The 16,260-nt window shown below is 50.7% G+C and carries 15 protein-coding genes; 6 read left to right on the top strand and 9 right to left on the bottom strand.

The genetic code is table 11. From position 1 onward, the window contains the following. The first annotated feature begins 398 nt into the window (after nucleotides 1-398). Genes NWF35_RS14145 through NWF35_RS14135 form a run of 3 tightly spaced genes read left to right on the top strand, consistent with a single transcriptional unit; the run spans nucleotide 399 to nucleotide 3,169 of the window. Nucleotides 399-1,253: an ABC transporter ATP-binding protein gene (locus NWF35_RS14145; RefSeq protein ID WP_301239949.1), complete on the top strand. Its 855-nt coding sequence runs from the start codon at nucleotides 399-401 to the stop codon at nucleotides 1,251-1,253. Continuing rightward, nucleotides 1,228-2,103, top strand: a complete 876-nt coding sequence (locus tag NWF35_RS14140) for an ABC transporter permease (protein ID WP_301239948.1) — start codon at nucleotides 1,228-1,230, stop codon at nucleotides 2,101-2,103. The genes NWF35_RS14145 and NWF35_RS14140 overlap by 26 nt, the downstream gene beginning before the upstream one ends. A gap of 19 nt (nucleotides 2,104-2,122) precedes the next feature. Beyond that, the gene (locus tag NWF35_RS14135) at nucleotides 2,123-3,169 is read left to right on the top strand and encodes an ABC transporter substrate-binding protein (RefSeq protein ID WP_301239947.1); all 1,047 of its coding nucleotides are present in this window, start codon (nucleotides 2,123-2,125) and stop codon (nucleotides 3,167-3,169) included. A gap of 613 nt (nucleotides 3,170-3,782) precedes the next feature. On the opposite strand, the gene NWF35_RS14130 is transcribed toward NWF35_RS14135, so the two are convergent. From NWF35_RS14130 to NWF35_RS14120, 3 genes are all read right to left on the bottom strand, one after another. Continuing rightward, nucleotides 3,783-4,475 carry a response regulator gene (locus NWF35_RS14130; protein WP_301239946.1) on the bottom strand — a complete coding sequence of 231 codons (693 nt, stop codon included), beginning with the start codon at nucleotides 4,473-4,475 and terminating at the stop codon, nucleotides 3,783-3,785. A 6-nt stretch (nucleotides 4,476-4,481) separates the two neighbouring features. After that, nucleotides 4,482-6,080: an ATP-binding protein gene (locus NWF35_RS14125; protein WP_301239944.1), complete on the bottom strand. Its 1,599-nt coding sequence runs from the start codon at nucleotides 6,078-6,080 to the stop codon at nucleotides 4,482-4,484. Nucleotides 6,081-6,389: 309 nt separating this feature from the next. Continuing rightward, nucleotides 6,390-6,554, bottom strand: a complete 165-nt coding sequence (locus NWF35_RS14120; protein WP_301239943.1) for a hypothetical protein — start codon at nucleotides 6,552-6,554, stop codon at nucleotides 6,390-6,392. Nucleotides 6,555-6,664: 110 nt separating this feature from the next. On the opposite strand from NWF35_RS14120, the gene NWF35_RS14115 reads away from it, so the two are divergent. Together NWF35_RS14115 and NWF35_RS14110 are read left to right on the top strand one after the other, a co-directional pair. Continuing rightward, nucleotides 6,665-7,030, top strand: coding sequence for a hypothetical protein (locus NWF35_RS14115; protein ID WP_301239941.1), 366 nt, complete (start codon nucleotides 6,665-6,667; stop codon nucleotides 7,028-7,030). Nucleotides 7,031-7,312: 282 nt separating this feature from the next. Then, nucleotides 7,313-9,022: an Rqc2 family fibronectin-binding protein gene (locus NWF35_RS14110; RefSeq protein WP_301239940.1), complete on the top strand. Its 1,710-nt coding sequence runs from the start codon at nucleotides 7,313-7,315 to the stop codon at nucleotides 9,020-9,022. 79 nt (nucleotides 9,023-9,101) lie between these two features. Here NWF35_RS14110 and NWF35_RS14105 read toward each other — a convergent pair whose 3' ends face one another. The 6 genes from NWF35_RS14105 to NWF35_RS14080 form a co-directional block, all read right to left on the bottom strand. Beyond that, on the bottom strand, nucleotides 9,102-9,551 hold the full coding sequence (locus NWF35_RS14105; protein ID WP_301239938.1) for a hypothetical protein: 450 nt from the start codon (nucleotides 9,549-9,551) through the stop codon (nucleotides 9,102-9,104). Nucleotides 9,552-9,574: 23 nt separating this feature from the next. Then, the gene (locus NWF35_RS14100; protein ID WP_301239937.1) at nucleotides 9,575-10,099 is read right to left on the bottom strand and encodes a HEAT repeat domain-containing protein; all 525 of its coding nucleotides are present in this window, start codon (nucleotides 10,097-10,099) and stop codon (nucleotides 9,575-9,577) included. Between the two features lie 193 nt (nucleotides 10,100-10,292). Then, entirely contained in the window at nucleotides 10,293-11,180 is an 888-nt protein-coding gene (gene fdhD, locus NWF35_RS14095) for a formate dehydrogenase accessory sulfurtransferase FdhD (protein ID WP_301239935.1), read from the bottom strand. Continuing rightward, nucleotides 11,177-11,650 (bottom strand): helical membrane plugin domain-containing protein, encoded by a 474-nt coding sequence (locus NWF35_RS14090; protein WP_301239933.1) that lies wholly within the window; start codon nucleotides 11,648-11,650, stop codon nucleotides 11,177-11,179. The genes fdhD and NWF35_RS14090 overlap by 4 nt, the downstream gene beginning before the upstream one ends. Then, on the bottom strand, nucleotides 11,601-14,591 hold the full coding sequence (gene fdhF, locus NWF35_RS14085) for a formate dehydrogenase subunit alpha (RefSeq protein WP_301239931.1): 2,991 nt from the start codon (nucleotides 14,589-14,591) through the stop codon (nucleotides 11,601-11,603). The genes NWF35_RS14090 and fdhF overlap by 50 nt, the downstream gene beginning before the upstream one ends. Nucleotides 14,592-14,608: 17 nt before the next feature. Continuing rightward, nucleotides 14,609-15,388: an SDR family oxidoreductase gene (locus NWF35_RS14080; protein WP_301239930.1), complete on the bottom strand. Its 780-nt coding sequence runs from the start codon at nucleotides 15,386-15,388 to the stop codon at nucleotides 14,609-14,611. A gap of 333 nt (nucleotides 15,389-15,721) precedes the next feature. Here NWF35_RS14080 and NWF35_RS14075 point away from each other — a divergent pair, with 333 nt between their 5' ends. Next, nucleotides 15,722-16,141: a hypothetical protein gene (locus NWF35_RS14075; RefSeq protein WP_301239974.1), complete on the top strand. Its 420-nt coding sequence runs from the start codon at nucleotides 15,722-15,724 to the stop codon at nucleotides 16,139-16,141. Nucleotides 16,142-16,260: the final 119 nt, after the last annotated feature.

Genomic DNA, 16,260 nt, shown 5'->3' with positions numbered 1-16,260 from the left:
CTGGTAGTGGGTTTGTTCCTGTGGACGTCATGGTATGAGGTTCCAGTGGCGAACCAATCTCTCCCACTGGGTAAAACCATGAGAGTGAGAAAAAGGAACTAGCGTACTGGTAACAGGTACGCCGCCCATGTGGGTACATGTGCCCGGTCGCGCAGAACCATATGGGACGGGGTGATGACACACCCCCTAGCTTGAGGGTTGCCCGAAACAGAAATGGACTGAGGGCGTTAACCACTCAAGAATCCCACGGCTTTAGCTGTGTGGAGTGTCAAATTGACAAAATGAACAAAATTACCTCTATTGATTATTTGCGAGTAATTAACTAAATATATCAAAATAATTCAATATTCAATATACTATATGTAAACGCTATCAATTTGTAAAGGGGGCAAAGGGAATTGGATCTGGTCAAAAAAGGACCCATTCGATATGAACCTCAAAAAGACGATCAACCAATCATGATCGAGATGGCGGGAGTCACCAAAGAATTTGTCAAACCATCTGGTGAGGTTCATACCGTCTTGCAAAATATCAACTTACAGATTGCCAAGGGGGAATTTTGTTCGATTGTCGGACCAACAGGCTGTGGAAAATCGACAACATTGGGATTAATTGCTGGATTTGAGCAGCCCACAAGTGGAATCGTCAAAATTCAGGGGGAAACTTTGCGGGGGATCAACAAACACGCGGCCTGTGTATTCCAAACGGACAATACGTTCCCTTGGAAAACGGTGATCGATAACGTGTCTTTGGGTCTTCGATTACGTGGAGTTAGCAAATCAGAAGCATATGACGAAGCAAGGGTATGGATCGAGCGTGTTGGTTTAAAAGGATTTGAAAAACACTATCCGCATCAATTGTCAGGTGGGATGCGGAAACGTGTCGCTTTGGCACAATGCCTGATCATTCAACCGCAGATCCTGCTGATGGATGAATCTTTCTCTGCACTCGATGTCCATACACGCTCGTTGATGGAGAATGAGCTTCTGACGATCTGGGAACAGACATCAGCCTCTGTTGTCTTTATCACACATGATCTGGAAGAAGCAATCGCACTCAGCGATCGCGTTATCGTCATGACAGCGGGTCCTGCAGCAACTATCAAAGGCGATTATCGTATCGATCTTCCTCGTCCAAGGAATGTATCTGAAATCCGATTTGACCCTGATTTCATGAAATTGCATGAACAAATCTGGAATGATTTACGTGACGAGGTGATGATCAGCTATGAACAAATCTACAAGTCTCAATAAACCCACATCTCATGAAGCGATTACTCGTCAAAACGAAATGCGCAAAAGAGCGCTCCAACGACGCTTACGCAACCTTGCATTGCAAGTGGCTGTCTTTGTTCTGTTAATGGGATCTTGGCAGCTTTTTGCAAGTCTCAACTGGGTCGATCCTTTCTTCTTCTCGAGTCCCAAGGCGATTCTGTTACAAATCATTGATTGGTTTCAAAACGGAACGAGCCAAGGTCCTTTATATATCCATTTCCTCGTAACGTTTGAAGAGACCATTCTCTCGTTTGTACTGGGTGTCATTCTTGGGGTCATTGCGGGATATGCACTTGGAATGAGTGAAGTTTTGTCTGTGATATTTGGTCCCTATATCCAGATGCTGAATGCGTTACCTCGTGTGGTGTTGGCTCCGATTTTCATCCTCTGGCTGGGTTTGGATATGTCCTCCAAAGTCGCCCTCGGCGTGACACTTACCTTTTTCGTAGTGTTCTTCAATGCCTTTCAAGGAGTAAGAGAAGTGGATCGTACGCTGGTAAACAATGCCCTGTTGCTTGGGGCAAACAAAAAGCAACTGGCCTTTCATGTCATCGTTCCTTCTGCCTTAACGTGGATTCTCTCTAGTCTGCATTCCAGCTTTGGCTTCGCTCTGGTCGGTGCGGTTGTGGGAGAATTTATCGGCGCGACGAAAGGTCTTGGCTTTTTGATCTCTCAGGCACAAGGTGCTTTTGATACGACAGGTGTATTCGCTGCGATGGTTTTACTCTCGATCACTGCGCTGGCAGCAGACTGGGCCGTGAGTCGGCTGGAAAAACGATTCATCGCTTGGCGACATGTGGCAGGATTGAATCATTCAGATATCACATGAAAAAAGGGGGATAAGCAAAATGAAGAGTCAATTCGCAAGAAAATTGGCAACCATTCTGATCTCCTTTGGGATGATCTCTTTATTAGCGACAGGCTGTGGTACTTCCGGCATGTCCGCTTCCTCATCGCCTAAAATCAAAATCATGGTCGGGGGAATGGAAAAAATAATCTACCTGCCTGCCAAACTCACCGAAAATCTCGGCTATTTCAAACAAGAAGGACTTGATGTTGAGCTGATCAATCAGGGGTCCGGGCAATCTGCGGAGGAAGCGTTGATTGCAGGCCAGGTTGACGGTGTAGTAGGTTTTTACGATCATACTATTGATTTACAAGCCAAAGGAAAACACCTACAATCTGTGATACAATTTGGAGTCACACCCGGCGAAACGCTGGTGGTATCCAATAGAATGAAGAATCGAATCAAAAGCATCCGTGATTTGAAGGGCAAAAAGATCGGTGTTACCGGGCTGGGATCTTCCACCAATTTCTTGGCCAACTATTTGGTCACCAAGGGAGGGCATACTTCCAAAGACTATATCCCGGTTCCCGTGGGTGCCGGTAACACCTTGATTGCATCCATGGAGCAAGGAAGGATTGATTTGGCGGTGACAACCGAACCTACGGTGTCCCTTTTGCAAGCAAAAAAACTCGCTACTCCGCTGGTTGATATGTCCAGTATTGATGGTACGAAACAAGCACTTGGCGGTTATTACCCGGCAGCCAGTCTCTACATGAGTTCTGACTACATCAAAGCACATCCTGAAATTGTGCAAAAATTGGTGAACGCTTTCAGTAAGACGCTGAAATTCATCCAAACCCATAAGCCTGAAGAAATCGCAGCCCATGTACCGAGTGCGTATTATGCGGGGAACAAAGATATGTATATCCGAGCGTTGTCCCATAGTATATCGATGTTTTCTCCTGACGGGAAAATGCCGGCTGATGGTCCGGCCAAAGTGTATGAAGTTCTGTCCACTTTTAAACCCAAACTCAAAAATGCACACGTCAAATTGGATGAAACCTATACGACAGAATTTGTGAACAAAGCGAATCAAGCGATCAAATAACAAAAATATGTGTTTATGAGCGGGCTCCGATTTCCCGTCTGATGCTCTGTCTCAACAGCGAGAGTCTCCCGACGGGAATTTCGGACCCGTATCTATTGACTCGCTTATTTTCTGTCGTCATTTTTTATAGCGTTGCTTAACTCCCTTCTGGTATGGTCATAAAATTCTTTCTACTTTCTCGGGAGGACGTTTCACTCCCACATACACCGAATACACTGAGACGGCAAACCATAAGACCGACACGATCGTATGGTGTTTTCCCCAACTCGCATGATTTGACAGATAAAGCCGCCTGAAAGCCCACGGTTTCAATCGTGGGATGGAAGGCGGCGTTGCTCGGCATCCCCTTTTGGGGATGGCAAGAGCAACCAATTTGCTGGATAATCGAACATATGAGCGGTGCTCATCCCACTGGTAGTGGGTTTGTTCCTGTGGACGTCATGGTATGAGGTTCCAGTGGCGAACNNGCCGCCCATGTGGGTACATGCCCGGTCGCGCAGAACCATATGGGACGGGGTGATGACACACCCCCTAGATTGAGGGTTGCCCGAAACAGAAATGGACTGAGGGCGTTAACCACTCAAGAATCCCACGGCTTTAGCCGTGTGGAGTGTTAATTGGCCCGGTACACTCGCAGCGGGCGGCCTACTTTTCCATATATCAATTGTTCTTCGACATGTCCCTCTTCAACCAAATATACCAGATAGTTACGAGCTGTAGATCGGCTTACTCCAGCCGATTTGGCCACTTCTTCCGCACTCATAAACTGATTTGCATGTGCCAGACAATGTTGAATACGCTCCAAAGTACGCAAATCAATCCCTTTTTGTTGCAGTTGATTCATCGAGTGAGTAACAGAACGCAGCTTTTTTAGATCATCAATCACCATTTGATTGACACCATCTGAATGTGATTTTGTCAGCCGTGTTTTGAATTGCAAATACTTTTCCAGCGATTTTTGCAACCAATTGAGGTCGAACGGCTTAATCAAATAATCGAAAATGCCGAGGCGAAATCCTTCCTCTATGACTTCCAATTCCTTGGCAGCCGTGATCAAGATGACATCACAGGGTGAATTCTCCGCGCGAATCGTCCTCAACAATTCAATTCCGGACTGATCAGGCATGTAAACATCCAATAACAGAAGGTCCGGTTGCAAATCCCTCACCAAACGAAGAGTTTGCTCATAATTATTGGCGATGCCGACCAATTGGTAATTGGGAATTGATTCGATAAATTTACCATGTAACCTTGCGATCATAAAATCATCATCGACAACCGCGACCCTGATCATTGTTTGTGACAAACTTGCTCACCTCTTCGGTAAACTCACTTCTAAAGTGGCACCCGTGCTTGCTGATACCATGGCGATCGTTCCACCGACCTTTTTGACGAGGCGAGAGACAATGGTCAATCCGAAACCTCGGTTTTCCCCTTTGGTGGAGACCCCGTCTTCGAAAATACGCGGCCCCAGTTCCGAATCGATGCCAGGGCCGGTGTCGCTGACTTTGATCTCCAATCGATCCGTTTGATCGTTGATATAGACGGAAATAGCCGCTTTTCCATTTTTGTCGTTCATCTGTGTTAACGCCTCCATAGCGTTTTCAATGGCATTCCCCAAAATCGTTATCACAATCTCCCGATTAGGACAAGGATCGAGCAAACGAGAAGCTCGATCCACTGTCAGTTGAATCCCCAACTCTTTTGCACGATGCATTTTCCCAATGATAATTCCGACTACCGCCGGGTCACGCACCCTTGACATGAAAAATTCGATGAGTTGCTGCTGCTCCTCGTTGACTTGATTGATAAACTCTCGTGCTAGATCATACTCTTGCATTTGAATGAGCCCGGAAATCGTGTGCAGGCGGTTCATAAACTCGTGCCGTTGACTGCGTAAAGCGTCCACATAATGTCCGATATCATTTAATTGCTGATTGATTTGATCCAACTCGATTTTGTCACGAAAAGTGGAGACCGCACCGATTACCTGGCCATTTAACAACACAGGCACTATGTTGGCAATAATCAGCGTATTATTGATGATCATCGGTTGGTCGAATTGACTGACCCCTTCCTCCAAAACTTCAGGAAGTCTGGAATTCGGGACCACGGATTGAATCGGCTGGCCGATGATCTCACAGGAAGGTGCCAATCCGATTAATCGCTTTGCCTCTTGATTGCAGGCGGTGATTTTTCCTTGTCGATCGACAGCTAAAATCCCCTCTCGAATGGATTCCATAATCGCGTCCTGCTTTTGAGTCAATAAGGCGATTTCAAACGGTTCCATATTAAAAATTTGCTTTTTGATATGCCCGGAGAGGAGATGTGCACCCATAAATCCAAAAACAAGCCCTATTACCGCAACGATTTCCAAATTCTTCAGTGTAGCCCAAATATCTTTCCATATATTTTGAACGAGAAAACCAACAGACACCACACCGATCTGATGATGTTGTTCATCAAAAATGGGCGACTTGCCCCGTATAGAGAGTCCCAATGTCCCTACCGCCTGTGTAATGCTTTCTTTTCCATGGAGAACAAGATTGTCATCACCGCCAACCATTTTCTTTCCAATCAATGAGGGATTGGGATGGCTGTAACGAATGAGATCCATGTTTCCCACTACGATAAATTTAGCCCCTGATTTTTTCCGCAGTTCCTCAGCAAGCGGCTGGATATACTTGGATGGATCCTTTGTCCGAAAAGCATCTCGTATTTGTGGCATGGCCGCAATGGTTTTCGAAAGGAAAAGTGCACGATTTCCGATATCTTGAAAACGTGATTGAATAATGTGATATGACAAGGCAGATACGACTAAGATCAAAACGATTCCGACAATCAACAGCACGAATATGTTAATTTTTGTCCGTAACGTCATCTGTTTGCTGAATAACTTCAAACGATTCACCTCACATCAGAGGGAGAGGGATGTTCCGGCACCCTCTCCGTTCCCCCATGCGCTCAAATGGCTATGCCACCAGTAGTTCCGGAACCTGGGCCAGAGGAATCTAATTTGATACCGATTGCAACAGTTTGGTCATTCCTGTATATTTTTTATATTTAAAAAATCGAACCTATGATCATGTGGTGTATAGCCATGCGAAACCCTCTATATATGAAAATTTGGGCCAACTCTATTGGCTCACTTATTTTTGAACGTGCCATTTTTACACAATTATACGGACTTCACAGGCGGCGGATCAAGTCCGTCACGATGTCAAAACAAGCTGTCCTTTTCCGGTCCCGAGGTGCGTAAACCGGTTGTCGGATCGATAGTGACATGATCCAACACCTTCCGGGTGTCCACATCTATCCAAATGCTCCGTCCCAACTGGCCCCGAATCATAACTGGGGAAAGGGAAGAAAAAGCGCCCATGGGCATGGTAAACGGCTCCCCTAAAGTTTTCCGGTAATGGTTTTTTGTCATTGTTTAGAGTAAATGAATGTTCCATCGGGCAATTTAAACGGAAAAGATCCGAAGGAGGACGTATCTTGAGAAGAACATGGATGGCTTTCCTGACTGTCGCTGTATTTTTATCCTTTTCCACCATGGCTCATGCGGAAACGGAAGTTCATCTCAAGCTGACTCCCGGCAATTATACGATCAGCACTCAACCTGTGAACTTGAAAACTGGTCCGATGCAGCTGTACCTGAAAAACAGCGGAAAAGACCTGGTACATTATTATGTGATCGAATATTGCGCACCGGCTACCGATGTTTGCCCGGTGCTAGCGGAGGGAACGGTGAAGCCGGGGAAAGCAGTCGCCCGCGTGCAAAAAGTGCCCGCTGCCAAATACATCTTCAAAGTGGATTGCCCGTCGGGTAAGTGCAGAGCCAGTGGTTATTTTAAGCAGTGATCCATTAACATTCCAAATCTCTTACATGGGAGACGGGATTGAAACCCTCTAACTTTTGCTGGCTGCACAAAAAAGGCCTTCGGTAGATTTCCGAAGGCCCTTTTAAATCTTATCCTCGCCAACTCTTCTCTCTTGAGCGGCTCAATCAACGGGATATTTATCGCCCATCTCGTACTTTCCGTCTGTGACAAATCGTATGGAGTGGGCAACACCAATCGTGCTATACTGGACGAGACGCGTGCATACATAACACCGACCACCTGTTTAGGAAGGAGGGATATCATGTCGTTCGACGGCTTAGTCACCCGTGCCGCCGTTCGGGAGATGCAGGCGCTGGTCGGCGGGCGGATCAACAAAATCTATCAACCGAGTGAAAACGAGTTGTTGCTGCAAGTGCGGGCACAACAACGGAATCATCTGCTGCTCATCTCGGCACACCCGTCTTATGCACGAATTCACCTCACCCGCCATATGACGGAAAATCCTTTGGAGCCACCGGTGTTTTGCATGCTGATGCGCAAACACTGCGAAGGCGGGATCATCACCGCCATCGAACAGGTGGACATGGAGAGGATCGTTCACATCCATATCCGCGCCCGCAACGATTTGGGCGATGATGTGACCCGTCTGCTGATCGCGGAGATCATGGGCCGTCACAGCAACATCATCTTGGTGGACCCGGAATCCAACCGCATCATCGACGCCGTCCGCCGCGTCAGCCATGCGGTCAACCGATACCGTCAGGTGTTGCCGGGAGTGACGTACCGACGGCCGCCCGCCCAGGACAAACATCACCCGCTGACAACGGATGAAGCGACGTTCATCCGTTCGTTGGACTTCAACCAGGGCCGATTGGACCGACAGATCGTCGACCGATTCGCCGGTATCAGCCCCGTGGTCGCCAAAGAGATCGTCCACCGAGCAGGGTTGGGGGAACGGTCGCAATTGTGGCGTGCCTTTTCCGAGGTGATGGCCGACATCCGCCAACACCGGTACCAACCCACCATCGTGGTCTCTCCCGAACAGAAGGCGTTTTTCTCCGTGGTGGCATTAACCCACCTGAAGGGAGATGCGCAAACGTTCGACAGTGTCAGCTCGTGCCTGGATGCCTTTTACCACGGGAAAGCGGAACGGGATCGTGTCCGGCAGCAAACATTGGATCTCGTACGCAAACTGAAAAATGAGATAGAAAAGAACGAGAAAAAAATCCGGGTGCTCGAACAGGAAATCCGGGCAGCGGAAAAAGCGGAAAATGATCGGATCTACGGGGAATTGCTCACCGCCTATATGCACCAGATTCAGCGGGGGGACCGGGTGGCACGGGTCATCAACTACTACGATCCGGAAGCACCTGAGATCGAGATCCCGCTCGATCCGCAGTTGACACCGTCAGAAAACGCCCAACGGTACTTCAAGCGGTACAACAAGGCGAAAGCCACCCGCCAATGGAACAAAGAGCAAATGGAAAAAGCACAGCAAGACATCACTTATCTGGAGTCCGTACTGGCACTGTTGGAAAATGCCTCGTTGAAAGAAGTGGAGCAGATTCGGGAGGAACTGGAGGAAGAAGGATGGCTCCGTCCCTCGGGGAAAGGAACACGCAAACGGAAAAAGGAAACACCTTCCCCGGCTGTCTATCATTCTTCTGAAGGAATTCCCATTCTCGTGGGCAAAAACAACAAACAAAACGATTATTTGACCCATCATCTCGCTTCGTCCGGGGACACGTGGTTGCACACCAAGGACATCCCCGGCTCACACGTGGTCATCCGAGCCCGAACGTTCGGCGAACAAACCTTGCACGAGGCTGCCATACTGGCCGCTTACTTCAGCAAAGCCCGTCATTCCAGTCAAGTGCCGGTCGATTACACATTGGTCAAATACGTGCGCAAGCCTTCCGGATCCCGTCCGGGTTTTGTCATCTACGACCATCAAAAAACGCTGTATGTCACACCGGATGAATCGGTGATCCGACAACTGACGGAAAAGTAAGGTCTTAAATAACAGTGTGCATCCGAAATCGCGGATTGAGACCACTATGTCAGTAGTCTCAGTCGTACCGTCGGTACGACTATTTTTTTGTGCTGCTCCTCTTCCACCATTCATCCAGTATCCAATATATCAAAGCCAACAGGGTGGGTAGGCTGAAAACCGACTTCACCAACAATTCCAGAAGAGTGGGAAGCGTCACTACCCATTGTACAGATTGTCGGAAACGCCACCCCAACCAGAACCAAAGCAGCGCGGCAGCTCCCGTGTGGATGAGCAGAGACCACAACCACCGATATTTCCCCGCCCGTTGGGTCAACCAATCCGACACCAGCGAGATGGGCAATGCAAATAAAAACATAACGAGGGCCACGTACATTAGATAAAAAAATGGATCAAAAGGGATCACCAACACATCGGGGTCCGGTGGTTGGAATGAATGTACCATCCAGTCAATCATTTTCAATACAATCAGTGTCACAACCGTCATCACCGCAGAAACCAGCAGTTTCCCCATCCAAATCCGTTTCATCCCGTATTCATCCTTTTTCGTTTCTACCGTTTGGATGACTGATACCGCATCGCTTTGAAGATCGCTTCCGCCGCGGCCAAATGAACATATTTGTCGTTGCGGTCATCCGCCCAGGCTTCACGTAGCACATTCACGGCTTCCGTTTGAGACGGATCGTTCATGGTCAAAGCCCAGGCCGCCCAAAAACGTGCTTGACGGTTGTCCGATTGGAGACACGTTTGCAATGCTTCCACCGCATCGGGTCCGATTTTCATCAGCGCCAATGCCGCCGCCATGCGCGTTTCCCGGTTTTCTTCATACAGCAGCGCAATCAACTGCGGAACCGCTTCCCTCGCCGCGCTTCCAATCTCACCCAACGCAACCGCCGCTACCCCTCTCACCTGTTCATCCACATCCTGCAAGCCTTCCATCAGCGTAGGAACCGCTGCCTCACCTTTTTCGACCATCGTTTGAAAGGCAGGCCACATCGTATCCCGTTTTCCCAGTTGACCAACTTCGCAACCGTTCGGCAACGTACGTTTTTTTTCTCTTTTATCCCCGGGATTCATCCTGTACTCCCCTTCCCTCGTCGCATATTTACGGGAAAAAACGGGTGAATCCGCATAGAGTGTGTCTAAAAATATCGTCCACATCGCATAGAGGGAATGGCCCGCGGTGTTCAATTTCTGCACTTTTCGAATCGGTGCTCGTTCATGCCGAAGATCTCTCTCCGACATCAGACACTGAATGCAAAAGCAGTGCTTATCCGTCTGCCCATTCCGACGATTCCAACCATACCCGCTCCTCACCCGTATACACGTTGAACGAGGCGCCACGGGCAAATCCGATCAGCGTGATCCCGAATTCGCGAGCGGTATCACATGCCAAGGTGGACGGGGCCGACATCGTGATGAGAATGGGCACGCCGGCAACAGCCGCCTTTTGTACAATCTCGAAACCGGCGCGACTGCTCACCATCAGGATCTTCCGGTCCAGCGGACACTGACGATTGAGCCAAGCCTGGCCGATCAATTTGTCCACCGCATTGTGCCGGCCTACATCCTCACGAATAGACAACAACCGTCCCTCTTCGTCAAACAAGGCGGCCGCATGCAATCCACCGGTCTGATGAAACAGGCGTTGACTCTGGTGAAACAATTCTCCCATCCGTGGCAATAGGGCGGCGCGCAACCGAATCCGCCCCTCTGCCGGGACGACACCCTGGGCACGGAGGGATGCCAGAGATGCCGTCCCGCAGACACCGCACCCCGACATGGCCGCAAAACGACGGCGGGGCCGGTCCAGATTCGGACAGATGCCGGGACGCAAATGTACGTTCACGATGTTGTAGCGTTGTTCGTGATCCACATGGGGGTCTGTACAGTAGGTGAGATGCGACACTTCGTCCGGCGAGCGTAAAATACCTTCGGCAAACAACCATCCCGCAGCCAGTTCAAAATCATGACCCGGCGTGCGCATCGTCACCCCGACGGAAATCGGTTCGGGAACATCATACAGACGGATGCGGATTTCCATCGGCTCTTCCACGATAATCCGGTCCATCCGCGTAGAGATTTGATCCCCGATCACCCGTCGGATGTGCCTGCGAGCCACATTGCTTCTCGGAGGAGGAAACGGATGGGTCCTCATCTCGTTTCCTCCCCGGCTCCACTTACATCGTCCGGCCGTATCCTTTTGGCGATATTCAGAAAAAAGCGGATGGCGGCGATCACCTCGGGATCGCGCAAGGTTTGGAGCAGTGTCCACATGCCGGATCGATCCGTTTCTTGATCCGCTTCTTCCGCCGCTTTGACCGCAGACGGTAGATCGACCGCGGACAACAGAACACCCATGTGAATCAGGTTGCGCAAGAATCGCTTGCCGCCCGGAGTGTTGAGCTGGTCCAATGCGATGGACATCAGCTCGTCGGTCGATGCCAAAAAGGCCTTGGCCGTTCGCAACCATCCTTTTTCGTGAAGCAGACCGATCACATCAATCAGTTCATTGACGGCCTCTTTTCGTTCCGCCCAACGGTTCAACAACTGGACCGCTTCCGGGGATAACTTTTCTTCAGCGGCGGTATTCCGGTTGGAGACAATCTCTTTCGTGGGTGCTGCCATCACGGTCTCCTCCTTCCGTTCCGGGCATGCGATAATCCGCTCTTCGCCATTTTCGTTCCACTTCCACCCCGCGTGTCGGTCGCCGGATGGCAAAACGCGGATTGTGCCGGGGTAATGGTTCGGTCGGCGATTCATCCAACACCTCCATGCGCACAGTGTATTCCTTGAACGCCGGGGTATCCGTATCTCGATCCGTGTCATTACCCGTCAACAGATTAACGGCACCCTCCTCGGGGTCGTTCATGGTGAGATACAACTCCCGCCCCCGAACACGATCCGTCACCAACACGGGTACCCGCACTTGACCGTACGGAGAGGTAAGACGAACCCACATGCCGTCCGTCAGCCCCCGCTCTTTCGCCACTTCGGGTGACACTTCCACGAACGCGCGCGGGACTTTGGATCGGATGCCGTCGGAACGGGCGGTCATGTTGCCCTCGTGGAAATGTTCCAACACACGGCCATTATTCAAATGTAAATCATACGATGGTTCCCCTTCACGCGGCGGAATCCATTTCACTGGATACAGGCGTGCCTTGCCGTCCGGGAACGCAAAGCGGTCGCGATACAGTAGCGGGGTGTCCGTTCCGTCCGGATGAACCGGCCATTGCAAACTGCGGTATCCTTCCAGCCGCTCATATGTGACCCCGGCAAACATCGGGGCCAAACGAGCCGCTTCCGCCATGATTTCACCCGGATGCGCATAGGACCAGTCCGCTCCCAACGCTCGGGCCACCATCTGAATGATCTGCCAATCCGGCAACGAGTCCCCCAGCGGTTCCATCGCCGGATACAGCCGTTGAATCCGCCGTTCGGTGTTGGTAAATGTCCCCTCCTTCTCCAAACTGGGGCTGGCGGGGAGAACGACATCTGCAAACTGCGCCGTCCGCGTCAGAAACAGATCCTGCACAACCAGGAATTCCAACTGTTCAAAAGCGCGCTGTACCCGTCGGGCATTGGCATCCACCAGTGCCATATCCTCACCGACGATGTACATCGCTTTCAATCGTCCGTCGAGGATGGCATCCACCATCTGATGATTGTTCAGTCCCGGCCGGTCCGGCAACGAAACACCCCACGCTTCTTCATACCGCTTTCGGACTCGCTCGTCCGTCACCGGTTCATACCCGGGAAACATATGCGGCATCGCGCCGAAATCGCTGGTCCCCTGGACGTTGTTGTGTCCCCTGAGCGGGTAAGCCCCCGTGCCAGGACGACCGTAATTTCCCGTGACGAGAAGCAGATTGGAGATGGCGGTACTGGTGTCGCTTCCCCCGGTATGCTGCGTGACACCCATCGCCCACAAAATACAAACGGAGCCCGCATCGCGGATCATCTCCGCCGCGCGGATCAGATCATCTGCGGCAATTCCTGTGATTTCCTCGGCAAACGGCAGTGTAAACGGTTCCAAACTGTGCCGGTATTCCTCTAAACCGTCCACCCGCTCCGACAAAAACGACGCATCGTGCCATCCTTGATCCAGAATGTAGCGAGCCAGCGCCGACAACCATACGAAATCTGTCCCCGGCCGGGGGCGCAGGAACAGATCCGCCCGCTCCGCCATCTCATGTTTGCGCAGGTCTGCGACAATCACCTTTTGGCCGCGCAGTTTTTGCGCCCGTTTGACCCGCGTCGCCAGTACCGGATGCGACTCTGCCGTGTTGGAACCGATGATGATGACCAAATCCGCCTGTGCGATATCCGAGATCGATCCCGAGTCCCCGCCGTATCCGACTGTTCGGAAGAGACCCTGCGTGGCGGGCGATTGGCAATAGCGGGAGCAATTGTCCACATTGTGGGTGCCGATGACGGCACGGGCCAACTTCTGCATCAGATAGGCCTCTTCATTTGTACATTTGGAAGAAGCGATCAGCCCGATGACATCTGGACCGTACCGATCCCGGATCGTTCCCAGCTTCTCTGCGATCACGGCCAGCGCTTCCTCCCAGGTTGCCTCCTCAAAGACGTCCCCGCGCCGGATCAACGGTCGGGTCAACCGCCCCTCGCTGTTGACGAAATCCCAACCGAATTTCCCTTTGACACACGTGGATATGCCGTTGGCCGGAGCTTCCTCCCGTGGCTGGATCTTCAGGATGCGCCGTCCCTTGGTCCACACATCGAAACTGCATCCCACGCCACAGTAAGTACAGACCGTTTTGGTCTTGCGAATCGTTTTCTCCCGCATGGCGGCTTCCATCTCAGAGATGGCCAAGATTTGGCGGTAACCGGGTTCCACTTCCTTGGTGATGTCAATCATCCCACGCAACGTCTCCGGTTTTAATCCGGTCAAAAAACCCGCTTCCCCCAGCATCGATTTTTCCATCAAGGCATTGCACGGACAAACGGTGACACAATGACCGCATGAAACGCACGACGATTCATTGATCGATACGCCATGATCCCACACCACCCGCGGACGATCCGCTTCCCAATCGATGGACAACGTTTCGTTCACCTGTAGATTTTGGCATGCTTCCACACAACGTCCGCACAAAATGCACTGGTTGGGATCGTAGCGGTAAAACGGGTTGCTGTCGTCAACCGGATAGGGCTTCGGACGGAACGGTTCCGCCTGATGATCCACCTTCATCGCCTTGACCGCTTCATGAAGATCGCAGTTGCCGTTATTGTTGTCGCAAACGGTACAATACAGCTCATGGTTGATCAGAATACGGTCCATCGCCTCTTTTTGTGCCCGTTTCACCCGATCCGATAGGGTATCGATCTTCATCCCGTCGACCAACTGTGTCGCGCATGCACGAACCAATTCGCCATTTACCTCGACCATACACAGGTCGCAAGTTTGGATCGGTCCCAAACTGGGGTGATAACACAAATGGGGAATCCGGTCGCCCAGCAGTTCCAGGATTGTTTGAGACAATCTCCCCGTCTTTTCCACGCCGTTGCAGATCACCCTCACATCGCGATCCGTCCGGCTCATCTGTTGTCCCCTCCTCTTCAATTTCGGATAAACCCGCCTTCGGAATGAATCACCTGCCCCGTAATCCACGCCGCCTCATCGCTCGCCAAAAATGCGATCAATCGGGCGGCATCCGCCGGTTGTCCCACACGTCCCATCGGAAACTTGGTCAACAAGATCCGTTTCAGCTCGTCCGTCATCCAACCGGTATCCGTTGGTCCGGGGTTGACCGCATTGACGGTGATGCCCTTGTGCGCTACTTCTGCAGCCAATGTCCGGGTGAGTGCTTCGATGGCGCCCTTCGTCGCTACGTAGGACAGCTCACCTGGCATAGGTCCCAGCGACTGCCCACTGGTCAGATTGATGATCCGTCCACCCGGTCCGCTTTCGTAGCGTCGTGCAAACTCGGCGCTCAACAATGCGGTCGCCCTCACGTTTACCGCATAATGGGCATCCAGCCCCTGTGCGGTGATCGTTTCGAAGTTGTCGTTCATCGACACTGCCGCGTTGTTTACGAGAATAGACGGGGCGCCCAACCGTTCCCAGACCGTCTCCATCACCAATACCGCCGCTTCGGGTTTGGACAAATCCACCGCGAGCGCTTCCGCACGGGCACCCAAGGCACGCAACTCCTGCAGCAGCTCCTCCGGTTCACGCTCCGTCGTCTCCTGAAATGTCATGCGATCGTATGGGGTCCAATGGGTGAAAAATACGTCTGCGCCCTTTTCGGCCAGTGCGCGGCAGATCGCCGCTCCGATACCCATTTTGCGCGTGGCACCGGTAACGACAGCAATTTTACCCTGTAAACGATCGGACATGCCAACCCACCCTTCTCTTTCGAACATTCGTAATTTTTATTGTACCAAAATGCCGTTTCATCCAAAAGGACGGAATGATCCTGGCCAATTCAATGCTGCCTTGTTGATAGAAGAGGATTTGAAACATACGATTCCTCCTTCGCCCTGATATTATCTTCTTATTTCAACAATAATGACCGCTACCTTTTTTATCAGTCTCATAATACTGACATTCTGTCCATTTTTGACTATATAATTATATGAAAATTCAATTTTTAGAAAGGATGTTATTTTTTGATCAAGCGATTGGGGCGTTCTCTCAAAAACTCAGTACCGGTCACTTTTCGAATCTTTATGGGAATTCAGTTACTGTTATACGGATTGGTCAAACTCGCCTTCGGACAATTTGGGATTCCCGCGGCAGATATAGCTAGCTCGCATGGAGAAGGATTTGTGTTGGCGTGGAAGTTTTTCGGATACTCCAGGGTATATGAGATATTCATCGGGATCGGGGAAGTGCTGGCGGGGCTTCTCATCATGATTCCGAGAACATTCACGTTGGGAGCCGTTATCTATTTTCCCATCGCGCTTAACATCATGATGGTGAACTATTGTTATCGGATCGGGGTTCAAGACTTGAGTACGATGCTGGTGTTGATGAACGTGTACCTTTTATGGCTGGACCGAAAAAAGCTGCTCATGATTTTCTGGAAAACCGATTCTTCCGATGTTTCTCCAAAAAATATGGAGATGAAAGGGGAGCGAATCTCGTGACCTCTTTTACAGAAAAAGTCAACTGAAAGCCCACGGTTTTATGAAAGGCGGCGTTGCTCGGCATCCCCTTTTGGGGATGGTAAGGGCAACCAATTTGCTATAATCGAACGTACGAGCGG

It is taken from the genome of Polycladomyces subterraneus, from assembly GCF_030433435.1.
In the GTDB taxonomy this organism is placed as follows: domain Bacteria; phylum Bacillota; class Bacilli; order Thermoactinomycetales; family JIR-001; genus Polycladomyces; species Polycladomyces subterraneus.
The sequence above is the reverse complement of the archived record's forward strand: the minus strand, read 5'-3'. Positions and strand labels throughout refer to the sequence as shown.